General features: G+C 68.1%; 20 protein-coding genes, 1 tRNA gene and 1 pseudogene. 14 read left to right on the top strand and 8 right to left on the bottom strand.

The window, feature by feature from the left end; translation table 11 throughout:
- Nucleotides 1-87 precede the first annotated feature (87 nt).
- On the bottom strand, nt 88-1707 hold the full coding sequence (locus MHN84_RS16025) for a hypothetical protein (RefSeq protein WP_241205520.1): 1620 nt from the start codon (nt 1705-1707) through the stop codon (nt 88-90).
- Between the two features lie 208 nt (nt 1708-1915).
- Nucleotides 1916-2488, bottom strand: coding sequence for a dCTP deaminase (gene dcd / locus MHN84_RS16020; protein ID WP_241205519.1), 573 nt, complete (start codon nt 2486-2488; stop codon nt 1916-1918).
- A gap of 526 nt (nt 2489-3014) precedes the next feature.
- Here dcd and MHN84_RS16015 point away from each other — a divergent pair.
- From MHN84_RS16015 to MHN84_RS16005, 3 genes are all read left to right on the top strand, one after another.
- Nucleotides 3015-5450, top strand: a complete 2436-nt coding sequence (locus MHN84_RS16015) for an Ig-like domain-containing protein (protein ID WP_241205518.1) — start codon at nt 3015-3017, stop codon at nt 5448-5450.
- A 110-nt stretch (nt 5451-5560) separates the two neighbouring features.
- Nucleotides 5561-5634: transfer RNA gene (locus MHN84_RS16010), tRNA-Gly, on the top strand.
- Nucleotides 5635-5705: 71 nt separating this feature from the next.
- Nucleotides 5706-6644, top strand: coding sequence for a lipocalin family protein (locus tag MHN84_RS16005; RefSeq protein WP_241205517.1), 939 nt, complete (start codon nt 5706-5708; stop codon nt 6642-6644).
- On the opposite strand, the gene MHN84_RS16000 is transcribed toward MHN84_RS16005, so the two are convergent.
- Nucleotides 6577-8241 (bottom strand): alpha/beta hydrolase, encoded by a 1665-nt coding sequence (locus MHN84_RS16000; protein WP_241205516.1) that lies wholly within the window; start codon nt 8239-8241, stop codon nt 6577-6579. The genes MHN84_RS16005 and MHN84_RS16000 overlap by 68 nt on opposite strands.
- Nucleotides 8242-8323: 82 nt before the next feature.
- Between MHN84_RS16000 and MHN84_RS15995 the strand changes: the two genes are divergently transcribed.
- Nucleotides 8324-8995, top strand: coding sequence for a TetR/AcrR family transcriptional regulator (locus MHN84_RS15995; RefSeq protein ID WP_241205515.1), 672 nt, complete (start codon nt 8324-8326; stop codon nt 8993-8995).
- A gap of 12 nt (nt 8996-9007) precedes the next feature.
- On the opposite strand, the gene MHN84_RS15990 is transcribed toward MHN84_RS15995, so the two are convergent.
- On the bottom strand, nt 9008-9139 hold the full coding sequence (locus tag MHN84_RS15990; protein ID WP_241205514.1) for a GGDEF domain-containing protein: 132 nt from the start codon (nt 9137-9139) through the stop codon (nt 9008-9010).
- Between the two features lie 203 nt (nt 9140-9342).
- On the opposite strand from MHN84_RS15990, the gene MHN84_RS15985 reads away from it, so the two are divergent.
- Both MHN84_RS15985 and MHN84_RS15980 read left to right on the top strand, forming a co-directional pair.
- Nucleotides 9343-9729: a hypothetical protein gene (locus tag MHN84_RS15985; RefSeq protein WP_241205513.1), complete on the top strand. Its 387-nt coding sequence runs from the start codon at nt 9343-9345 to the stop codon at nt 9727-9729.
- A 98-nt stretch (nt 9730-9827) separates the two neighbouring features.
- A complete protein-coding gene (locus tag MHN84_RS15980; RefSeq protein ID WP_241205512.1) occupies nt 9828-10256 on the top strand; it encodes a hypothetical protein in 429 nt (142 codons plus the stop codon).
- Between the two features lies 1 nt (nt 10257).
- On the opposite strand, the gene MHN84_RS15975 is transcribed toward MHN84_RS15980, so the two are convergent.
- Nucleotides 10258-11784 carry a PTS transporter subunit EIIC gene (locus tag MHN84_RS15975; RefSeq protein WP_241205511.1) on the bottom strand — a complete coding sequence of 509 codons (1527 nt, stop codon included), beginning with the start codon at nt 11782-11784 and terminating at the stop codon, nt 10258-10260.
- 151 nt (nt 11785-11935) lie between these two features.
- On the opposite strand from MHN84_RS15975, the gene MHN84_RS15970 reads away from it, so the two are divergent.
- From MHN84_RS15970 to MHN84_RS15955, 4 genes are read left to right on the top strand one after another with little or no spacing between them, the layout of a single operon-like run.
- Nucleotides 11936-12406 carry a PTS glucose transporter subunit IIA gene (locus MHN84_RS15970; protein WP_241205510.1) on the top strand — a complete coding sequence of 157 codons (471 nt, stop codon included), beginning with the start codon at nt 11936-11938 and terminating at the stop codon, nt 12404-12406.
- Nucleotides 12406-13191, top strand: coding sequence for a glucosamine-6-phosphate deaminase (gene nagB / locus MHN84_RS15965; RefSeq protein WP_241205509.1), 786 nt, complete (start codon nt 12406-12408; stop codon nt 13189-13191). Before MHN84_RS15970 ends, nagB begins: the two co-directional genes overlap by 1 nt.
- A 1-nt stretch (nt 13192) precedes the next feature.
- Nucleotides 13193-14323, top strand: a complete 1131-nt coding sequence (nagA, locus tag MHN84_RS15960; RefSeq protein WP_241205508.1) for an N-acetylglucosamine-6-phosphate deacetylase — start codon at nt 13193-13195, stop codon at nt 14321-14323.
- A 31-nt stretch (nt 14324-14354) separates the two neighbouring features.
- A complete protein-coding gene (locus tag MHN84_RS15955) occupies nt 14355-15995 on the top strand; it encodes a hypothetical protein (RefSeq protein ID WP_241205507.1) in 1641 nt (546 codons plus the stop codon).
- A gap of 1 nt (nt 15996) precedes the next feature.
- On the opposite strand, the gene MHN84_RS15950 is transcribed toward MHN84_RS15955, so the two are convergent.
- Nucleotides 15997-16905, bottom strand: a complete 909-nt coding sequence (locus MHN84_RS15950) for a short-chain dehydrogenase/reductase (RefSeq protein ID WP_241205506.1) — start codon at nt 16903-16905, stop codon at nt 15997-15999.
- Between the two features lie 93 nt (nt 16906-16998).
- Between MHN84_RS15950 and MHN84_RS15945 the strand changes: the two genes are divergently transcribed.
- A complete protein-coding gene (locus MHN84_RS15945; protein ID WP_241205645.1) occupies nt 16999-17883 on the top strand; it encodes a family 16 glycosylhydrolase in 885 nt (294 codons plus the stop codon).
- On the opposite strand, the gene MHN84_RS15940 is transcribed toward MHN84_RS15945, so the two are convergent.
- Nucleotides 17858-18013 carry a DUF2256 domain-containing protein gene (locus MHN84_RS15940; RefSeq protein WP_241205505.1) on the bottom strand — a complete coding sequence of 52 codons (156 nt, stop codon included), beginning with the start codon at nt 18011-18013 and terminating at the stop codon, nt 17858-17860. The two genes, MHN84_RS15945 and MHN84_RS15940, sit on opposite strands and share 26 nt — an antisense overlap.
- Before the next feature lie 81 nt (nt 18014-18094).
- On the opposite strand from MHN84_RS15940, the gene MHN84_RS29890 reads away from it, so the two are divergent.
- Nucleotides 18095-19870 (top strand): lipocalin family protein, encoded by a 1776-nt coding sequence (locus MHN84_RS29890; protein ID WP_308192952.1) that lies wholly within the window; start codon nt 18095-18097, stop codon nt 19868-19870.
- Here MHN84_RS29890 and MHN84_RS15930 read toward each other — a convergent pair.
- Nucleotides 19854-21044, bottom strand: a complete 1191-nt coding sequence (locus MHN84_RS15930) for an FAD/NAD(P)-binding oxidoreductase (protein WP_241205504.1) — start codon at nt 21042-21044, stop codon at nt 19854-19856. The genes MHN84_RS29890 and MHN84_RS15930 overlap by 17 nt on opposite strands.
- Nucleotides 21045-21096: 52 nt before the next feature.
- On the opposite strand from MHN84_RS15930, the gene MHN84_RS15925 reads away from it, so the two are divergent.
- Together MHN84_RS15925 and MHN84_RS15920 are read left to right on the top strand one after the other, a co-directional pair.
- Nucleotides 21097-21624, top strand: coding sequence for a hemerythrin domain-containing protein (locus MHN84_RS15925; protein ID WP_241205503.1), 528 nt, complete (start codon nt 21097-21099; stop codon nt 21622-21624).
- Nucleotides 21625-21666: 42 nt separating this feature from the next.
- Nucleotides 21667-21914: pseudogene (locus tag MHN84_RS15920) on the top strand (hypothetical protein); the annotation flags it as partial.

The raw sequence follows: 21914 nt of genomic DNA, 5'->3' as shown, positions 1-21914 counted from the left end.
GGTCCCGTGCCGCGAGAGTGCACTCAGGGTCGTGATTCGGGGGTTTTCACAGCCGTGGGTGCACTTTCGCGCGAAGTGGGCTGGCCGCTACCCGCGGCCCCCGCCGGGGGCGCAGAAGATCAGGAAGCACTTCTCGCCACCGGAGGAGCCGCTGCCCGATCCGCCGCGCGACGACGAGCCGGAGCCGCTGGAGCCACCCGAGCCACCGAACCCGCTGGAGCCACCAAAACCGCCGGACCCGTAGTCGTCACTGCCGCGGCCGCTGCCGGAGTTCGATCCGGGCCACTGCGGCGTCTGCGGCACCTGGGGAACCTGCGGCGGCGTCACCGGCGGCGTCCACTGCGGGGTCTCGGGCTCATCCGGCTCAGGCGCCTCCGGCTTGCTCGGCCACGTCCATGCCGGCTTCGGCGGCGAGAACACCGGCCACTGCCGCTGGGGCACCACGATCACCGGCCGCGGAACCACCACAGGAGCGGGAACCGGCGCGACGACCGGCGGCGCCGGGGCCGGGGCCACGGGAGCAGGCGCCGGGGCGGGTGCCGCAGGAGCAGGCGCGGGGGCCGGAGCTGCGGGCGCAGGCGCAGGCTTTTCCACGAACACGGTGCGGGGAGCCTGCGGCGTCTGCTGCACCGCGACCGGCACCGGAGGCTTGATGGTCTCGGCCGACGGCGGCGGATCGGCGGGCACCTGGGCGGCCTGCTCGATCGGCGCGGGCGCGGGTGCCTGGCTGGTCGGCACGATGGCCGCCTGCGCGGGACTGGGCCGCGAGTCGACGGTCGGGCGGATGCTGACCGCCAGCGAGATCACCAGGGCGACGACACCGATGACGAACACCGACGTCAACGCGCTGCCGACAAGGAGGAACGGCTTGCGCCCCTCCTCGGCCTCACGCATCTCGGTCTGGGCGAACTCGTCGACCACCTCGGCGCCGACCGGCGCGAGTTGGGTGTCCGCGCCGGCGAGCCCGGCGTAGACCGAGCCGGCGGTGTCACCGTCGGGGTCCTGTGAGTAGGCCAGCCCCACGGTCGTCGCCTCGAACGCGGGTGCAGCGGCCGATGCCAGCGCTGCACCCCGGGCCAGTGCCAGATCCGCGTCGTCGGGCGCGCTGACGGGGAGGTCGACGAGATGTTCGAGATGAGACTTCACGGAGCTGACGTCGACGCCGGAACCGACGACGAACATGCCCTGCGGTGGGGCATCCTGCGCGGCCACCGCGTGCGCCATCTCGGTGAGCACGGCCATCGCGTCGGTGCTGTGCAGCGAACGGCTGAGCACCTTGACCACCGAGCCGTCGTCGGTGCGGACCACCGACAGCGTCGCGGTGTCGCGGTCGACGAAGAGCAGAGCGGTGGTGTCGTATCCGACCGCGCGTCCCACCGCCTGCGCGAGAGACGCGGCAGCGTGGCTCTCGGCGACGAGCATGACGTCGTCGATGCCGTGCGCGGACAGCGCGTCACGAAGAGCGCTCGCCTCGGTGTGGTCACTCCAGGTGACACCGATGGATTTCAGGTGATGCCCGCCGGACTCCGCGCTTTCCTTGGTGCCCTGGACGGCTGCGACCACCTGCTCGGCGACGTTTGCTGACGCCTCAGCGGACGTGACGTCGAAGACGTCGTGATCGACGGTGACGCCGTCCGCTTTTTCGCCCTCCACCAGCACCATGCGGACCGTCGTAGGTGTCATCGACACACCGAGAACGATGTCCACTCGACCCCTCCAAAAAAGTTTGCTGCAGCCTGGTTGTTGTATGGGCCCACCTGCAGGTTGAGCGCCGACAACTAGTACTTCATCGACGCGGACGGCCACGGCGTTACACACGTCGCGGTTAGCTGCACGGCGGTGAGGCGCGGCCGGCGCGCCAGTGGTTATGACATTACCCGCCACGCGGAGATTCCCGCCCGCGGTCAGTTGGACGTCAGGTCGACCGCAGGAAGTTCTGATACGACCGCGACGGCGTGGGACCGCGCTGGCCCTGGTACTTGGAGCCGACCTTGTCACTGCCGTAGGGATGCTCGGCGGGGCTGGTGAGCCGCAGCAGGCAGAGCTGGCCGATCTTCATGCCGGGCCACAGGGTGATCGGCAGGTTCGCGACGTTCGACAGCTCGAGCGTGATGTGACCGGAGAAACCCGGGTCGATGAAGCCGGCGGTCGAGTGGGTCAGCAGGCCGAGACGACCCAGCGACGACTTGCCCTCCAACCGACCCGCCAGATCGTCGGGCAGCGAACACCGCTCGAGCGTCGCACCGAGCACGAACTCACCGGGGTGCAGCACGAAGGGCTCCCCCTCTTTGGGCTCGACGAGCGTGGTGAGGTCGTCCTGCCGTAGGGCGGGGTCGATGTGGGTGTAGCGCGTGTTGTTGAAGACGCGGAACAAGGAGTCCAACCGGACATCGACGCTGGACGGCTGGATCAAGCTGTCGTCGAACGGGTCGACGCCGAGCCTCCCGGCGTCGATCTCGGCCCGAATGTCACGGTCGGAGAGCAGCACGGGACGAGAGTAACGGCGGGAATCGCCCCGGTAGCAGGCGGCGCGGCGCAGAGCAGACCGCCCTGCTGTGAATCGGGTGCGAAAAATTCACAGAAGATCTTACGTCCGCAACAATTTTTCTCACAGATTCCCGCCCCATTGTGCGAACACGTGTTAGCTTCCACATCGTCGCCAGTTTTGCTGTCGGGGATGGTCGCGTGACGCGACGGCTGGTGTCTCTCTTCGATCCCGCGTGTTGTCGTGCTGCGCTGCTGCCCGGGTTGCCACCACGGCCACACGTTCCACCGCTGTGCCGCAAACACCGATTCCGGGCAGACAATTGGGGGATTCACAGATGAACGTTCGGGCAACTGATCGCCAGGCGGGGACGACTGCGGCGGCGACTGCCGGCGGCGCACACATCGGCCGAGTCGGCGCATTAGCTGTCGCGTTGGGAGTCGGGTTTGCGGTTGCCAGCGGCGCGACCGGTGTCGCATCGGCTGACAGCGACTCCACTATCAGCAGCTCGTCCTCGGACAATCGGTCGGTGTCGCGGCCGGATGCAGCGCCGTCGGACACCTCTCCGTCCCGCGGCAAGAAGAAGGCGGACAAGAAGGTCAGCTCCGAGGTGAACGGAGACGCGACGGAAGCTGATGATGCGCCGTCGCGCAGCCACCGCCGCGCCACGGCGCCAAAGGCGGATACACCGGCACGTTCGACGACAGAGGACGCCGGCGAGGACCCCACCGTCGAGCGGTCCGACACACCCGCCGCCGCCGAAAAGCCCGCAGAGTCGATCGCGCCGACGCGAGTCAGCACGTCTCGACCGGCACGAAAGGTCGTCACCTCGACCGCGGTGGCGACCGCACCCCACGTGGAGGTCGCTAACGACACGAAAGCAACTGTCGAGTTGGACCAACCTGCCGCGCCCGCTACCCCTGCAACGCCCGATGCGCCCGCCGGAACCGGTCTGTGGACCATGCTGAGCGCGGCGGGCCGGGAGTCGCGGCGCACGCTGTTCAACCGCCGGCCCGTGCTGGACAACCAGCAGGTCGACGTGACGCTGGACGAGTACGACGACGTGAGCGTTCCGATCGCGTTCAACGGCACGGACGCCGATGGCGATTCGTTGACCTACCGGGTCCGCCGCGGACTCTTCGGGCCCAAGCACGGCACCGTCACCGTCGACCCGGCAACCGGAACCTTCACCTACGACGCCGACAACGAGTTCGCGCTCACCGGCGGCCGTGACCGATTCCTGGTGCGGGTCTCCGATTACAACCGCGACGACTTCCACGTGCACGGTCTGTTCGGGGGGCACAGCGACTGGGCAGTCATCACCGTGAACGTCGCCGCGACCGATCGGGCACCTGTCGCCGGCAGTGACAGCGTCTCTGTCGACGAGGACGGACTGCTGGTGGTGAACCCCGCCGACCTGCTGGCCAACGACACCGACCCCGACGGTGACGACTTGTCCATCGACGGCTACACCCAACCGGAGCACGGCGATCTCTGGATCAACCGCGACGGCAGCATCAGCTACGACCCCGACGACGACTTCCACGGCAGCGACACCTTCACCTATACCGTCACCGACGGGATCAAGACCACCACCGCAACAGTCACCGTCAGCGTCAACCCCGTCAACGACGCGCCCGTCGCCACCGACGACGGGGTCTCCGTCGACGAAGACGGGTTGCTCATCGTCAACCCCGCCGAACTGCTGGCCAACGACACCGACATCGACCGCGACAACCTCAGCATCGACGGCTACACCCAGCCCGAACACGGCGACCTCTGGATCAACCGCGACGGGACGATCAGCTACGACCCCGACGACGACTACAACGGCACCGACACGTTCACCTACACCGTCACCGACGGCACCGAAACCGCCACTGCCACAGTCACTGTCACCGTCGATCCCGTCAAAGACCCGCCCGTGGCCACCGACGACAGCGTCACCGTCGACGAAGACGGGCTGCTCATCGTCAACCCCGCTGATCTGCTGGCCAACGACACCGACATCGACGGCGACAAACTCTCGATCGAGGGTTACACCCAACCGGAGCACGGCGATCTCTGGATCAACCGCGACGGCACCATCAGCTACGACCCCGACGACGACTACAACGGCACCGACACCTTCACTTACACCGTCACCGACGGCACGACGACGGCCACCGCGACCGTCACCGTGGTCGTCAACGCTGTGGATGACGCCCCGGTGATCACCGGCGTGAACGTCGGCGCCGGTGACCCGACGACAACAGAGGTGCGCGGAACCGTCACCGCGACGGACCCTGACGGCGGCACGGTCACCTACAGCGCGCCGGCCACCACGCAGTACGGCACCGTGACGATCGACCCGGACACCGGGGCGTTCGTGTACCTGCCGAACGAGGAGTTCCGGGACGGCGGCGGTGGAAATGGCGCAACCATCACATTCAGCGATCCCGCCCAGGTCAAGCAGGGTACGTTCGCCAGCACTGCACTTGGCCTGAACGATCTTTCGGACTTGACCGGACGCGATGCCACCCGCAATTACATCGCGACGTCCTTCACGGCCACCGCCACGCAGTCGTACACGATCGGCCAGAGCCAGGCGCCAGAGGACACCCTGATGATCGTGTACAGCGGAACGTTCGACCCCGACTCGCCGGAGACGGGCGCTCTGGTGCTGAACGACGACGCCGGGACACACGCCGTCGCGGTGACCGGGTGTGGCGGTGGCAAGAGTTTTTGTCCCGAGGTGACGCTCGACCTGATGGCGGGCCAGCGGGTCTCGATCGTGGTCACTACGTGGGCGGCTGACCGGCCGCTCGGTCTGCCGCAGAGCTTCTATGCGACAGGCCCGGGAGGGTTCGGCGCGAAACCGCAGGAGGACACGTTCGTCGTCACCGCCACCGATTCGAGCGGCGCGACGGCGGCGGTCTCGGTGACGGTGCCGATCACACCGTTGCCGGCGGTGTCCGCGCTCTGACGCAGCGACCTCGCCTGGTGTGCGGCCCGATCGTGCTGTGCGCCCGATCTGCGATCTGAGCGCACACCAGGTGAGGTTTCGCACGTGTTAGCCTTGCCCTTCGTAACACGGCCGATGTAGTTCAATGGCAGAACATCAGCTTCCCAAGCTGAATACGCGGGTTCGATTCCCGTCATCGGCTCCACGGGCGCACCGATTTCTGACGTCCACGTCAGATCGGTTTGTCGCGGTCGACGGTTGGTCACATTCTCGATCATGATCACGCATCGTCGCTGGCAGTTGTCCCTGGTCACGTGCGCCGCCGGCGCGAGCCTGGCCCTCGGCCTCGGAGCGGGCACCGCCGCGGCAGACACCGGTTCGGCAGACTCCAGCCCCAGCGCGACCCAGTCCAGCGGGGAGACTTCGACTGCGAAGGACCGTCGGGATGCGCGCCGCAGCGAACGCACCGCCCAGCGAACGGAGCGGGCGGCCGAACGGTCGGAGCGCGCCGCCGACCGCGCTGAACGGAGAGCCGAGCGCGTGGCCGCGCGGCAGTCGTCCAACTCGGGCACGGAGTCAAAGCCGTTGCGGCGCAGCACGTCGGCCACCGAGGCGGCCAGCGACTCCGCACCGCCGAAACCTGCGAAGCGCCCCATCGCCGACGCACTGGCCGCGCTGAGTGCTGCCGTGGCACGTCCAGCTGCACGGCCCACCCCGGTGACCGTGCCGTCGGTCGACGTCGACTCCTATCTCGGCACCTGGTACGAGGTCGGAAGCGTCAAACAGTTCTTCTCGGTCGGTTTGGTCAACACCATGGCCGAATACAGCCTCAACCCCGACGGGACCATCAAGGTGGTCAACTCCGGCAACTACTTCTTCAACAGGGGCCCGAAGTCGTCGATCAACGGCACGGCCTCACCGGTGGACGACACCAACGCCAAGTTGAACGTCACGTTCTTCGGGCCGCCGTCGAACAAGGCGCCCGGCAACTACTGGATCGTCGACCTCGGTGACGACTACGAGTACGCGATCGTCACCGACCCCACCGGCCTGAGCGGGTTCATCCTCAGCCGGGACCCCGTCGTCACCACCGAGCAGTACCAGGCGCTGAGGGCCGAAGCGAAAGCCAGCGGTGTCCGAGGGATCATCACCAAGACGCGCCAGCCGGGTGCACGGCAGGCCTCCGAGACCACAACGGCGACAGCGCTTTTCTGACCGGAACCTCGTGCCCCGGCAACGGTTCGTAGACGAACCAGTTGCGGCCACCGGAGTCGAAGATCGCGGTCAGCACCGCCTCCAGCACGGGATTCCAGACCGGGCGCGACGGATAACCCAACGGCAGCACGACGGCGTCGGCGATGCCCGCAGACGTGGGGATCGCGATGCTCGCCCCGGGTGACCCGTAGACACCCTGCGACGCCGTCCCCGAGAACAGGTCGTCGACCCAGCCGGCGGTGAGGATCTCGGCCGCCTCGATGTTCTGCGGCTTCGAGAAGCCGGCGGTGAGGTATTCGAAGAACTGGATGATCTTGTTGCCGCCCAGCATGTAGTCGATGTGCCGACCGCCCACGAGGTTGACGCCGGTGAAGTCGCCGGGCCGCGCGAGTTGCAGCTTGTCGGCCATGTCGCCGTTGCGGCTCCAGAAGTACCGGTCGGAGGAGATGAGATAGATGGGCCGGTAGTCGGCGCCGGTCAGCTTGGACAGCGCGTCGCTGACGAACGGTGATCCGGCCGGTTCGACGCCGTCCAGCATCACGATGCCCTGGAGGTCGCCGATCGCCCCGCTGTCGGCGAGGAAGCCGGCGACGCTGGTGACCAGCGTGCCACCGGCCGAATGGCCGACGAGAACGAATTCTTGGGGCAGCGTGACCTCGTATCCGGCTGCGGCACTGGCACTGTCGACGAGCGACCCACGGTCGCCGACGAAGAGGTCGGCGACGGCACGCTGAATGGTGGAGCCGCCCAGCCACTCCGCCGACGGTGAGAAGAAGTTCGACGACAGTGACGGGGCGACGATGATGCTGTCGGTGCGTTCGGCCAGATGGGCGATCGTGTAGCTGTAGATCGGTCCGCTGGCCAGGAAGCCGTGTTGGAAGTAGATCAGCCGCGTCGAGGTGTCGGCGTCCTCGGGGAAGTACCAGTCGGCCTGCACGGATCGTCCTGTGCCGATGGGTAGTACGAGGCTCGAGGTTCGTACGGTGACAGTGCTGTTCGGTGGCAGAACCGGTGGCCCGTCGGCGAGGTGGATCGCTCCGACGAGTGTGTTGACGAGCAGGGACCCGACGGCGCTGAGGAGGCCTGCGCGACGCGGCGGGCTCGGCACGGGTGAGTCGCCGGCGCTGTCCATACGGGTCGCGACGGACGGTCTGACCTGGGGGACCGACGACGTCGTTGTCGCGCGTGACGCGGCACGGTGGGCGATCCTGTCCCGCAGCGTCGGGCGCTCGCTCTTCGCCGACGTGAGGTTCACGGCGGAGGTATCGGTGAAACCCTCTGCCGGCGTGCGCGTTTTGACTCTCGGTCCGATACGGCGCGGGGGTGCGTCGTCGTCTCGGGGCGACGCCTGCCGCAGCACCATCCGAGTACCGCGTCGTGGGGCGTCGCCCCTTTCGTCCCGGCGGGCTCGCAGCGACGGTTCGGTCCGCGGTCCCGGGTCTCGCTCTGCACTCACCGCCGTTCGCCCAGCCGCCGCGTCCGGCTCGGCCGTCGCGGTCGCGGTGCCCAAGAACAGGGCCGCCGCGATCGGCGCCGTCAGAACACTCACCGTCATGATCGCCGCCCGACGCTGCATGCCCGCCCCCAAAATAGACATTTGATGACTTTCGTCTATTTATAGGGCCACAGTCTCGCCACGGCAAGAGCGTCGGACATACTGTTCACTCGAAGGACCCACGATGAGCAGATCCCCTGACGCCGCCGGAGCGGAACCGCCGCGACGTCCGCGTGGGCGTCCTCCGGGTGGTGGCCATTCCGCCGAGGAGGCCCGGACCGTGCTGATGGATGCGGCAGAGCGGTCGATCCTGGCACGCGGGTTCCAGGCCTCCACCATGGAACTCATTGCGCGCGAAGCAGGCTACTCACGCGCCGCGATGTACCTTCATTTTCCCAACCGCCGACGCCTGCTCGAGGAGCTGGTGGCCCGCAAGACTCGCGGGCACCAGCAGGCGATCGTGGCGCGCCTACCCGACGGTGCGAGCCTGGCCGACATGCTCGTCGAAAGTCTCGTGATCGTGGCCACCGAACTCGTCGACGATCCTCTGTTGCAGACGCTGTCGGAGCAGACCCAGGATGGCACCATCGCCCAGTTGATCGCCCAGGACCGGTCGTTGACCGAGTTGGTCACCGTGCTCGTCGACGCGCTCGACGCCGATCGCGACGGGCTCCGGGACGGGTTGGACCCCGCGGACCTGGCGCAGTTCCTCGTTTCCACCGCGATCACGCTGCTGATGGGCGTGCTTCCGGGTTCGACTGATCCGGACACCACCCGTCGCTACCTACGGACCTTCGTTCTGCCTGCCCTGCTGCGCAACCCGCCCGCCCCGGTGCGGGTCTTCCCGGATTCTTGACGGGCGACCGAGTCACGGCTCGTCGGGCAGGCCTCTGCGCCGCGCCTTCTCCCGATACATGTTCATGTCGGCGTCACGGATCAATTCGCCGATGTCGAAGGGCACATTGCACGTCCACCCCACCGAACCATCTTGCGGCAGCATTGCACATGTCCCTGGAGATGGCCGGGTCGATGCGACGTCTTCGGCCGCTGCCGACACCGACGCGATGGTGATCGCTGGACGCCGCCGCGATCGACGAACGGCGACAAGGAATGTCAGGCGGTCCGCAGCAGCCCTGCAGCCCGCACCCAAGATCCGCTCGTACCGTCGCGGAGGCGTCGGGGAGCTCGAGACGAGGAAAACTGATGACAGCGAAATCCTTCATCACACGCGCAGCAGTGACCGTCGGCATCGGCGCCGCCGTTCTCGGTCTGGGTGCTGGACCTGCACTGGCGCAGCCAGGAGAGCCGGGACCCGGCCCCGGTTGGCACGGGCAGCCACCGCCGCATGACTGGGGTCCGCCGGACAGTCCTGGCTGGCACGGACGTCGGCCGCCGTGGGGCGATGGACCGGCACCGTGGGGCTTCGGTCCGCCTCCCCCGCCCCCGCCCCCGCCACACGGTCCGCTCCCCCCGCCGTGGGGACCGCCGCCGCCGCCCTTCGACTACTGGGGGCATCGGGTCACGCCGGTCTACGACCCCGGCTTCCATGCGTGGGGATTCTGGTTCTTCGGGATCTGGATTCCGCTCTGACCCCGGCCGGTGGCAGATCTCGGTTCGGCGACACAACGGACACAACCGAATCCGCCTGCCGCTTCCCACCCTGACCAGGCCGTACTCTGCGAATCACTATGGCAAGGGTTTCCCGCAGGGTTCTCCGCACGATGGCCGCCGTCACGGCGCCGGCGATCGCCGTTCTCGCGTTCGCCGGCGCCGCGGCCGCCGATCCCCCGCTGCTCAACGGCACCTACGGCTCCGCCGACGGCGATCCGTACAACGTCTTGACGATCGCCACCAGCTGCGGGCCCGCCGGGTGCACCGGCACCGTCTCCAGCAACCAGGGCTGGACCACGCCGACTACCTTCACCGACGGTCGCTGGGTGTTCACCGTGTCGAAGCCCGGGGGCCTCACCTGCGACGACGGGCACTACGAACCCGCCGTGGTGTCGATGTCGGTCGATCCCGTGACGCTCGCCGGCGTGGTGTCGTCCGACTCGAACTTCGGCTGCGCCGGCGGCATCGTCACGCAGAGTCCGTTCCAGCTACAGAAGGTCGGTTGAGCTAGAGCGCGTCGCGGATGTCGTTCTTCAGCACCTCGGATTGAGTGCCGAACACCGCCTGCACGTTGTTACCCACCTCGATGACGCCGGCCGCGCCGAGCGCTTTGAGACGGCCCTGGTCGACCTTCGACTTGTCGGCGACCTCCATGCGCAGCCGCGTGATGCACGCATCGACGTTGACGAGGTTCTCCCGGCCGCCGAACGCTTCGATCAACTGCTCGGCCTTCGACGAGGTCGCGGTCTGCGTCGGCGCCGCGACGGCGGTCGGCCCCGCACCTGCTTCCGGCGCCTCCGTGCCCGACTCGACGTTCGCCTGTTCTTCGGCCTCGAACTCGTTCTCGGGTTCACGGCCCGGGGTGCGCATGTTGAACTTCGTGATCGCGAACCGGAACAGCAGGTAATAGACGGCGAAGAACACCACACCCATCACGATCAGCAGCGGGATGTTCTTCGCGGCCGGCGCCGTGCCGTAGAGCAGCAGGTCGATCAGCCCGGCCGAGAACGAGAACCCGAGGTGGATGTCGAGCAGATAGGCGATCGCCAGCGACAGACCCGTCAGCACCGCGTGGATCACGTAGAGCGGGAACGCGACGAACATGAACGCGAACTCCAGCGGCTCGGTCACACCGGTGAGGAACGCGGTCAGGGCTGCCGCCGACAGGATGCCGACCGCGACCTTGCGCTGCTTCTTGTTGGCGACGTGGATCATCGCCAGCGCCGCCGCGGGCAGACCGAACATCAGGATCGGGTAGAAGCCCGACGTGAGGATGCCCGCGGTCGGGTCTCCTGCCGCGAACCGGGTCAGCTCGCCGGTGACGTTCTCCCCGCCCGGTGTCTGGTAGTCGCCGTAGAGGAACCAGATGTAGGAGTTCGGAATGTGGTGCAGGCCCAGCGGGATCAGCATGCGGTTGGCGAATCCGTAGACGAACGCGCCGATTGCTCCGGAGCCGCCGATGAACTCGCCGAGGCCGGTCAGCCCGGCGTCGAAGATCGGATAGAAGTAGCTCATCGCGAACGCGAGGAACAGACATGCCAGTGAGACGATGATCGGGACGAAGCGTCTGCCACCGAAGAAGCCGAGATACGAGGGCAATTCGATCGTGTGGTAGCGGTCGAACAGCCACGCTGTCAGCAATCCGACGACGATGCCGGCGAACACGCTGTAGTTGATCAGCGCCTGCTCCCCGGATTTGTCGACCTCGCCGGCCAGCACGATCGGCGACATGGTCTTGAACACGGCCTGCACCACCAGGTAGCCCACCACCGCAGAGAGGGCGGTCGACCCGTCGGCCTTCTTCGCGAATCCGATGGCGACACCGACCGCGAACAGCAGCGGCAGGTTGGTGAACAGCGCGTCGCCGGCCGCACTCATCGCCTTGAAGAAGGCCCCGATGACCGGGGTCTCGATCCGGCCCAGCAGATCCGGTTGCCCGAGCCGTAGCAGGATGCCCGCGGCGGGCAGCACCGCGATCGGCAGCATGAGGCTCTTGCCCAGCCGTTGGAGCTGGGCGAATCCGGGTATCCGCATACCTGACTTGCTCTGCGCTTCTTGTGGTTTCGCAGATCGATCCGTCACAGGTCAGCCTTCCTTCTCGCCGGTTTCGTGCCCGTGCGCAAGTTCTGCAAGCCTATTCTTGGTGCGATCGGCTTTCATCCGATCGACAAAAGGAGTTGCGCCTGTGAGCACCACATCCGTCATCGCCCCCGTTCCGGGCCGCGCGGTCCCCCTCTCCGATGTCCCCGACCCGGTGTTCTCCGCGGGCATGGTCGGCTACGGCGCCGCGGTGGATCCTCCCCACGAGGTGATCGAGGCGGTCGCCCCGGTGTCGGGCAAGGTGCTCAAGCTCTTGCCACACGCCTACGTGATCATGACGGCCGACAACGTCGGTGTGCTGGTACACCTCGGCCTGGACACCGTCGCGCTCGAGGGTGAGGGTTTCACGACGCATGTCAGCCAGGGCGACGAGGTCACCGCGGGTCAGACGGTGACCACCTATGACGTTCCCGCGATCGTGGCCAAGGGATTGAATCCCGTTGTGCCCGTTGTGGTGATGGACGAGCGGGAGCCCGGCAACATCACCCCGGACGAGGCCGTGCTCGAAGGTGCGGTGCTGACGTCGGGTGACGGCCTCTTCACGGCCGGCAACTGATGGAAGTCGTTGTCCTGCAGGACCAGAACGAGATCGGCCGGGTGGCCGCCGACGCGGTGACCGCGTTGCTGAAACGCAACCCCGGCGCGGTTCTCGGGTTGGCCACCGGTTCCTCGCCCTTGAGCATCTACGACGAGCTGGTGACCCGGTACGAGGCCGGTGAGCTGTCCTTCCGGCAGGCCAAGGGCTTCACGCTCGACGAATACGTCGGACTGCCTGCCGATCATCCCGAGAGCTACCGCAACGTCATCGACGCGGTGTTCGTCTCCCGCGTGGATTTCGCCGACGGTGCGGTGCAGGGCCCCGACGGCCTGGCCGCCGACATACCGGCCGCCTGCGCGGCGTACGAGGAGGCGATCCGCGCCGCCGGCGGGGTGGATCTGCAGATCCTCGGGATCGGCACCGACGGGCACATCGGGTTCAACGAGCCCGGGTCGTCGCTGGCGTCGCGGACCCGGATCAAGACGCTGACCCGGCAGACCCGGCTCGACAATGCCCGATTCTTCGACGACGACGTCGACGCGGTGCCGACGCACTGCCTGACGCAGGGGTTGGGCACGATCTCCGAGGCACGGCACATCGTGCTGGTGGCGACAGGACGGGGCAAGGCCGAGGCGGTACACCACCTGGTCGAAGGAGCGGTGAGCGCGATGTGGCCCGCGACGGTGCTGCAGCATCATCCGCACGTGACGGTGCTGCTGGACGACGCGGCCGCGCGGCGGCTGCAACTGGTGGACTACTACCGCGAGACGTATCGCAGCAAGCCCGACTGGCAGGGCATCTGAGGTGCTGCTGCGTGCCGACGCGATACTGACGGGACGAAAGTCGTTGCGGCCAGGATGGATCGAGGTGGTCGACGGCTCCATCCGCAGGCTGGGCGAGGGCGATGCGCCGACGCCGGCCGATCGCGACCTCGGCCCGGTCACGGTGGTGCCGGGGTTCGTCGACACACATCTTCACGGCGGCGGCGGCGCGAACTTCTCCGCCGCCGACCCGGAGCAGACCGCCACCGCCGTTGCCGTCCACCGCAGCCATGGGAGCACCCGGCTGGTCGCATCGCTGGTGACCGCCGACCGGGAGGACTTGCTCCGACAGGTCGCCGCGTTGGCGCGCGATGTGCGGGCCGGCCTCATCGACGGAATCCACCTAGAAGGCCCGTGGCTCTCCCCGCAGCGCTGCGGTGCGCATCAACCAGGGCTGATGCGCGACCCCGACCCAGCGGAGATCGACGCCGTTCTCGAAGCAGGGGGCGGCAGCATCCGGATGGTCACCTTCGCCCCCGAGCGTGCCGGAGCAATCGCTGCGATCGAACAGATCACCGCTGCAGGGGTGGTGGCCGCGGTCGGGCACACCGAGGCGACCTACGCACAGACGCGGGCCGCGATCGACGCCGGCGCGACGGTCGCCACCCACCTGTTCAATGCGATGCGTCCCCTCGATCGCCGGGAGCCGGGTCCGGTGGCCGCGCTGCTCGAAGACGAGCGAGTCACCGTGGAGCTGATCACCGACGGGGTGCACCTCGATCCGGCCATCTACCGACTGGTGACGAAATCCATTGGCCACGAACGCGTCTCGCTGATCACCGATGCGATGGCGGCAACCGGCATGCCGGACGGCCGCTACGACCTCGGTCCGTTGGCGGTGGATGTCGTCGGCGGGGTGGCCCGGGTGGCGGGTACCGACACCATCGCGGGCAGCACGGCCACGATGGACCAGGTGCTCCGGTTTGCTGTCCTGCACAGCGGCGCCTCGCGCAGTGACGCGCTGCAGGACGCGGTTGCCCAGACATCGGTCAACCCCGCCGCCGCGCTCGGGTTACCCAGCGCCGAACTCACCGCCGGATCGGCCGCCGACCTGGTGGTGCTCGACGAGGAACTGACGGTGACCGGGGTGATGCGCCGAGGCACCTGGGTGTGACTGCTGTCACAGGACAACGTAGGTTGTCACCATGCCAGACACCTCCCGGCGCCTTTGCTACGGCGTTGCCGCACTCGTCCTGTGCGCAGGACTAGCCGCCTCGCCCGCACCCGCGTGGGCCGATTCCGGCCAGACCGAGACGACGACGGTGACGCATTCCTCGGACTCCGCCGCGACGACCCGGCCTGATCGCGCCGGGGCGTCAGGCAACGACGACTCGAGTGGTCGACCCGAACGCCCCTCGTGGAAACGGTTCGCCGAGCGGGTCCAGGAGAAGATGGAGCAGCGCCAGGCTGACCGCGAGGCGCGGCGCGACGAGCGCATCGAGGCCCGCGTCGGCAAGCGCGCCCGCACCGCGACCCAACCCGCTCCAGAGGTGGTCACCGACACCGCCACCGAGACCACGCGGCCGACGCGACATCTGACGATCGTCCGCTCCGAATCACCGCCGGCGGCTGCCGTCGCCACCGAACCCGCCGTCGCGGCCGTCACCGAACTGACCGTCGCCCCCGGGGCGCCGGTGCCGCAGCCGCTCTCGCCGCTGGGCAAACTCGTGCAACTACCGGGGCGCCTGATCAACACGGTGCTGCAGGTGCTGGACATCACGTCGTCGACGAGCGGTCCGCAGCCGCCGGTCAAGATCATTCCCCCCATCAACGATCTGCTGTTCGCGGTCTTCCGCGAGACCGAGAAGTGGTTCCGACTGGATCGGACGCCACCGCCGCAACCGGCCATTCCCGAGGTGACCTACGACGGGCCGCCGACCGGTGCGACGCCGACCGTGGCTCAGTTCCTCAACGCGTCGGCGTCGGCGTACGGACTCGGCACCACACCCGAGGGTCTGGTCCCGTTCACCGTCAACGGTTTTCAGCTGGCCTCGGCGAACATCCTGTCCGGGATGGCCGCTCGCGCGTGGGTCACCGCCGATGGACAGATCGTGATCGCCTACCAGGGCACCACCGGAGGAACGAATCTGCTGTTCAATCCGCTGATAGCCGGAGCTCAGCTGTTCACCGACCTGCAGGTCGTCTTCACGTCGAAGACCCCGCGCGCATTCCATGACGCGCTGCGCTTCGCCGAGCGGGTTCGAGCCGCCGCAGAGAGCCAGGGCTACGACGCCGACGACATCTTCGTCACCGGGCACTCACTCGGCGGCTGGGAGGCGCAGTACGTCGCGCAGCAACTCGGTCTGCCCGGCGTCAGCTTCGAGGCCCCGGGAATGAACACCACTGTCGAAGGGAACGGCCGGGACTCGATGTTCGTCAACATCATCACCTACGGCGACCCCGCCGGCTTCATGGCGACCGACCTGCCCGGCCTGCAACCACTCATGCCGCCCTACGTCCCGGGCGGGGGCAGCAAGCCGCACTACGGCAACATCGTGCTGATCGGTGACCCGAACGCCATGACACCCCTGCTGAACGCAGCGACGCTGTGGCACACGGGTCCGATCAGGAACCTGGTCTTCCTCGCCGACTTCTTCGGCAACTTCTTCCAATACCACCTGCCGGGCGTCCAGGCCTACCATCTCGGCGTCACACCCGATCCGGGCGTGGTGCCGTGGTTGGGCACCGCCCGCGGACCCGTGAACACCGGCTGGGGCCAGCTGACCATCCCGGAACTGCTCACCGTCGTGTCGGGCAACGCACAGGCCACCCTCGTGGCCGCCTAGCTCACGAATCGCGTTGCCGCGCACCTTGTTCGGCGATGGCGATGGCGGCCTGCACGTTCCGGTTGTGCAGCAGCACGTCGTCCATCACCGCGGTGGTCACCGAACGCAGCGCCAGCAGCGGCCGCACCCAGGCCGGTGCGCTGACCCGCGGTGCGCGCCGCTCGATCGCGTCCAACATGGCGTCGGCCGCCTCCGTGACGGTCATCTCCTTGGTGAACACCCGCGGCACGGCCTGCCTGATCGCTGCGGCCGACGCGTCGGCGAACGCGTCGGCGGCCAGGTCGGTGTCGATGAACCCGAGGTAGGCGATGCCCGCGGTGGCGCCGTGGGACGCCAGCTCCACCCGCAACGTTCGGGCGAGCTGCTCGACACCGGCCTTGCTCACCGCGTACGGCGCCGCGAGCACACCGTTGAAGAAGGCGTAAATCGAGCCGACCAGCAGGACGTGTCCCCGGCGCTCGAGGACCGCTGGCAGCGTCGCGCGCACGGTGCGCCATTGGCCCAGCAGGTCGACGTCGACGGTGTGCTCGAAGTCGTCCGCAGCGATGGTCGCGACGGTGTGCGAGGGCGGTGCGATCCCGGCATTGGCGATGACGACGTCGATGCCACCGAAGGCGGCCACGGCATCGTCGGCGGCGCGCTGCAGGCGCTCCGCGGACGTCACGTCGGCCTCGAACGCGGCTGCGCCAGAACCCAATTCCGCTGCCAGCTGCTCAAGTGGCGCCAGCCGACGGCCCACGAGGGCCACCCGCGCGCCGCGGGCGTGGGCGCGGCGCGCGGTCTCGGCACCCAATCCCCTGGCGGCACCGGTGATGAACACGACGCGGCCGGCCAGCTCGTACCGAGGCGGGCGGGTGACGATCCGGGCAACCGTTCGGCCGGCCAACCGCACGGCATCGTCGAGGATCACAGCTACAGAAGGTAGCCGCAAGGCGGTGCAGCGAAACCGGTGCACATCCGCGACGAGAAGGCCGGGATCATTTATGGTCGTTCGGTGCCAGAAATGGATCGTCGTCACCTGATGTTCATGTTCGGTCTGGGCGCGGCAGCCGTCGCGCTGCCCACAGCGACCGCCCATGCACAACCCCTGCCCGGCGACGTACCACCTGTCCCCGCTCCGCCCGGCGCTCCGCCGGCCCCGGCCCCGGCCGCGAACGTCGACCCCGGCCCGGTGTTCCTGTTCCAGGACGAGTTCAACGGCCCGGCGGGCGCACCGCCCGATCCGGCGTGGTGGTTCATCGTCCCTGCACGGGAGACCATCCGGAACCCTGTCGAGTGGGACAAGCCCTACAACATGGGCCGCTATGTCACCGATCAGGAGCATGTCTTCCAGGACGGCAACGGCAACCTCGTCATCCGGGCCACCCGCGGACCGGGCACGACGATCCAGGAGAAGTACGCCAGCGCCAAGATCATCGGGAACTGGCGCGGTGCCGTCGGCACGACGTGGGAGGCGCGCATCAAGCTCGACTGCCTCACCGACGGCGCGTGGCCCGCGTTCTGGCTCCTGAACGACAACCCGGTGCGCGGCGGCGAGGTGGACCTCGTCGAGTGGTACGGCAACAACGACTGGCCGTCCGGAACCACCGTGCACGCCCGGTTGGACGGCACGTCGTTCGCCACCGACCGCCACCCGGTCGACAACGCCTGGCACACCTGGCGGATGACGTGGCTGCCGACGGGCATGTACTTCTGGAAGGACTATCAGCCCGGTATGGAGCCGTTCTTCACCGTGCCCGCGAACTCGCTCCAGGACTGGCCGTTCAACGATCCCGGATACACGCTGGCACCGGTGTTCAACATCGCCGTCGGCGGCTCGGGAGGCCGCGAACCCGCGGGCGGCACGTACCCGGCGCAGATGCTCATCGACTGGATTCGGGTCTTCTGACCGCAGCACCACGGCAGCGGCGCGAGCAGTAGACGATCTGATCCCACTGCCCGCGCGAGGCCCATTTCTTCCGGTTGTGGAACGGGCGACCGCACACCGGACAGATCTTCACCTCGGGTTGTGCCCGCATCCTGCCTTTGTACGTGACGTCTGACTGACGTCGCCGACAAATCTCTCCACGAGACGGTGTCGCGGGTCTAGGTTCTTTGCCGTGACGTCAAGACACTGGGGTTACTGGTTCTTCGCTGCGGGCGCGGGTGCATGCATCGCGCTCGGCGCCGGGCACGGAGTGGCTGCCGCCGACTCCGACACCGGCGACACCTCGCCGACGCGCTCGACCGACGCAGGGCCTTCCCGCGACGCAGGGACCGCCTCCACCGAGGCGAAGCGAGAGGCGAAACGCGATCGGAGGGTCGCTCGCGCCGACGACGATCCGGCCACCGCACCCACGTCCACCACGCCCCGTGGTCGCGCGAAACTCCGCGACACCGACACCGACACCGCCGCCGATACCGACACCGCCGCCGGCAAGCGGCCCCGGCTGCTCACACTGCGCCACAACGCCGACGCCGAGAAATCCGTGGTCGCCGAGAGCGCCGCCGTCGAACCCCCGATCGTCGCGCAGGTCGCGGCCACCGGCACGGTCACCGGTGTGCGGACCGGGCGGGCGAAACTGGACATCCCGGTCGGCGAGAAGGATCTGAAGACGCGGGCCGACTGGTACTTCCCCACGCAGTCCGACGGCTCAGTCGACGCCACCGGCGTCATCTATTTGCAGCACGGCTTCATGGGCCGCAAGTTCTTCTACTCGGCGCTGGCCAAGGACCTGTCGCAGCAGACGAACAGCATCGTCGTGGTGCCCAACATCCCGTCGTTCCCATCGCTGCGCTGCGGAGGCTGTTGGCTCAACGGCACGCAAACCCAGCAGGCGGTGGCCGATCTTTTCCTCGGCGATGAGAACGAGCTCCTCACCAGCGCCATCGCCGCGGGCTACACGGGCGATCTGCCGAAGGACTTCGTGCTCAGCGGGCACTCCGCCGGCGGTGGTCTGGCTGCCGCGGCGGGCGGCTACTACGAGGCCGATCCCGACAACGGAGACAATCTGCGCGGCGTCGTGATGTTCGACGGGTTCGCCTACAAGAACGTCGTCCCCGAGGCGCTGACCCGACTCGGCGACATCCCGGTGTACCAGGTCGCGGCGCCGCCGCAGGCCGGCAACCTCTTCGGCGCCACCACCAAGGAACTCGTCGCCGCCCGACCCGGGCAGTTCGTCGGGGTGACGCTGGCAGGCGGCTCCCACGTCGACTCGCTGCTCGGCGGCAATCCGGTGATCGACCTCCTGTCGCAGCTGTTCACCCGGTTCTCGGCGCCCGGCAACACCGCGGCGGCCTACACGCTGGCGTCCGGGTGGATCAACGACCTGTATCAGGGGCTGGGGCCGGCCGACGGCACCGGCATCTACGGCGCCCCCGACCAGTACATCGTGCTCGGCGACACCTCGGCCGTCGTCCTGGCTCCCCCGCCGGTCGTCGACGTCGACTCGTACCTCGGTACCTGGTACGAGGTCGGCAGCGTCAAGCAGTTCTTCTCGATCGGGCTGGTGAACACCAAGGCCGTCTACGGCCTGAACCCCGACGGGTCGATCAGCGTCGCGAACTCCGGGAACTACTTCTTCGACAACGGACCGGAGTCCACGATCCAGGGCACTGCGCTGCCCGTCGATTCCACCAACAGCAAGCTGAAGGTGACGTTCTTCGGCAAGCCGAACGCCAACCCGCCCGGCAACTACTGGATCGTCGACCTCGATCCCGACTACCAGTGGGCCATCGTGACCGACCCGACGGGCCTGTCGGGCTTCCTCCTCAGCCGCACGCCGGTGGTGTCGGACGAGTTCTATCGGGAATTGCTCGCCCGCGCCTCGGTCTACGGCGTCAAGGCCCGCATCACCCCGACCCGTCAGCCGGGAGCGGTCACAACCGCCCTCTGAGGATGCCGTGCCAGTAGGTCCGCGGAAGCACATGACGATCGAAGGCCCAGGCCGAGCGCCTGGGTGTGGTCGAGTCGACGAACGACGGCAGTGACGACGCCAGCCGTCCACTGCGGTCGAACTCACCGGCGATCAACCGGTGCCGGTCGGTGGTGATCGGCGCGACGGTGTACCCGTCGTAGCGCTTCATCGCCGTGCCGTCGCGAGCCGCGCGCATGTTGTGCACAAGGATCGCGATCTGCCGGCGCAGTGCGCCGCCGGACGGGTCGGTGTCGACTGCGGCGACGTCGCCGGCCGACCAGATGTTCGGATAGGTGCGGTGCTGCAGCGTGGTCGAGTCGATATCGACGAGTCCGTGGGGCTGTTCCCCCGTCAGACCCGACGTCTGCAACCAGCGCGGGCCCCGGAACGGCGGGACCAGATGCAGGAAGTCATAGTGCATGTGCTCACCGCCCCCGACACTGATGACGTTCGCCTCCGGTTTCAGCTCGCCCACCGCGGTGTCGTACAGTATGCGAACATCCAACTCCGCCAACCGTTTCGAGAGCCGGGCATCGATCTCTGGCACACCCACGAGATGGGGGCGGTCGATCACCAGGGTGATGTTCACCCCCGGCAGGCGCCCCGTGTCGCGCCAGTGTGCGGCTGCGAGGAACAACGGCTTCATCGTGGTGGCAGTGCAACTGACCGGCGCACGCGGCACGGTGAACACCGCGTGGCCACCCGACGGCATCGCGCGGATACGCCGCCACGTCTTCTCGGCGTGGTCGAGGTAATTGCTGGCGACGGCCGGAGTCTTCAAAGCGGAGGTGACGCCGGGTAATTCGTCGTCGTCGGGGACCAGTCCGGTACCGATCACCAGATCGGTGTAGCGAAGCCGGCGACCGGTGGCGCACTCGACCGTCGAGCCCGCCGGGTCGACGGACACCACAGCGTCGCGAATCCAGGTGCACCTCGACGGCGTCACCGACCGCTGGGTCCGCTCGGCGCGGCGCAAGCTCGCCTGCCCGCCGCCGACATAGGACAGCAGCGGCCGATAGGTGTGCACGGTTTGCGGCTCGACCACGGCGATCCGCTGAAAGCCCTTGCGCAGCAACCGTGCCGCCGCGCTGATTCCGGCGTTCCCGCCCCCGACGACGACGACATCGAAACGCTGCTCGGTGTCCTGCTCCACCGCCCCGTGGTACCCGGGTTCCTCGGGGAGAAACCCGGGTATGCCTGGACACATGGCCGACATCATCGATCTCATCTACGCCGATCACGACTGGCTCCGCCGGCAGTTCTTCCGGCTCGACGACGCGCACTCCCCCGACGAGCTGGCGGCGATCTGGGACGCGCTGGGCACCCGGTTGGACGCGCACGCCGACGCCGAGGAGACGGTGTTCTACCCGGCGCTGCTGGCCCACGGAGGGCGCGACCACCCGGGCAATCCGGAAGGCGATCCGGAGGACGAGACCGAGGACGCGATCACCGACCACAACTCCATCCGCGACGCGGTGCGCCGGTCCCGAGAGCACGAGCCCGGCAGCGACGAGTGGTTCGCGGCGGTCAACGAAGCCCGCAAGGAGAACGGCTCGCACCTCGACGAAGAGGAGCGCGAGGCGATGCCCGATTTCATCAAGAGCGCCAGCCTTCAGATGCGCCACGACCTCGGCATGCGGTGGCTCCGGTTCTATGCTGAACGCGAATCCGTCACCGATATCGACACCTCCGACAAGGACGCCGACCGGTACATCGCCGAACACAGCGAGTGATCAGCGGGTTAGATTCGTTGCGGCCAGGGTAGTGGTGTCGACATGCTGCAAAAACCTGTGATCGCCGCGTGTGCCGCCGCTGCCGCACTCGCTTTCGCCCCGCTCGCATCCGCCGGTGGCCCGGCCGGGTGCGTCGACCCGTACGGCACGGGCTGCGCCGCGCCGCCGCCTCCTCCTCCCCCGCCGGCCGGTTACGCCCCGCCTCCCCCGCCTCCGCCGGCGGGCTATGTGCCGCCGCCTGCTCCCGGCTACGGCGTGGCCGGACCCGGCGGTGCAGCCGGCGCCATCCC

This window comes from Mycobacterium sp. PSTR-4-N, from assembly GCF_022348085.1.
Taxonomy (GTDB): domain Bacteria; phylum Actinomycetota; class Actinomycetes; order Mycobacteriales; family Mycobacteriaceae; genus Mycobacterium.
This window is presented reverse-complemented; position numbering and strand designations above follow the sequence as displayed.

Excerpts from the sequence above, each read along its gene's own strand:
- MHN84_RS15985 (WP_241205513.1), top strand. The coding sequence starts at position 9,343 with ATGACAGCGAAATCCTTCATCACACGCGCAGCAGTGACCGTCGGCATC.
- nagB (WP_241205509.1), top strand. The coding sequence starts at position 12,406 with ATGGAAGTCGTTGTCCTGCAGGACCAGAACGAGATCGGCCGGGTGGCC.
- MHN84_RS15925 (WP_241205503.1), top strand. The coding sequence starts at position 21,097 with ATGGCCGACATCATCGATCTCATCTACGCCGATCACGACTGGCTCCGC.
- MHN84_RS15945 (WP_241205645.1), top strand. The coding sequence starts at position 16,999 with ATGGATCGTCGTCACCTGATGTTCATGTTCGGTCTGGGCGCGGCAGCC.
- MHN84_RS15995 (WP_241205515.1), top strand. The coding sequence starts at position 8,324 with ATGAGCAGATCCCCTGACGCCGCCGGAGCGGAACCGCCGCGACGTCCG.
- MHN84_RS15955 (WP_241205507.1), top strand. The coding sequence starts at position 14,355 with ATGCCAGACACCTCCCGGCGCCTTTGCTACGGCGTTGCCGCACTCGTC.
- MHN84_RS15990 (WP_241205514.1), bottom strand. The coding sequence starts at position 9,139 with ATGCTGCCGCAAGATGGTTCGGTGGGGTGGACGTGCAATGTGCCCTTC.
- MHN84_RS15940 (WP_241205505.1), bottom strand. The coding sequence starts at position 18,013 with ATGCGGGCACAACCCGAGGTGAAGATCTGTCCGGTGTGCGGTCGCCCG.
- MHN84_RS16005 (WP_241205517.1), top strand. The coding sequence starts at position 5,706 with ATGATCACGCATCGTCGCTGGCAGTTGTCCCTGGTCACGTGCGCCGCC.
- MHN84_RS16000 (WP_241205516.1), bottom strand. The coding sequence starts at position 8,241 with ATGTCTATTTTGGGGGCGGGCATGCAGCGTCGGGCGGCGATCATGACG.
- MHN84_RS15975 (WP_241205511.1), bottom strand. The coding sequence starts at position 11,784 with ATGCGGATACCCGGATTCGCCCAGCTCCAACGGCTGGGCAAGAGCCTC.
- MHN84_RS15980 (WP_241205512.1), top strand. The coding sequence starts at position 9,828 with ATGGCAAGGGTTTCCCGCAGGGTTCTCCGCACGATGGCCGCCGTCACG.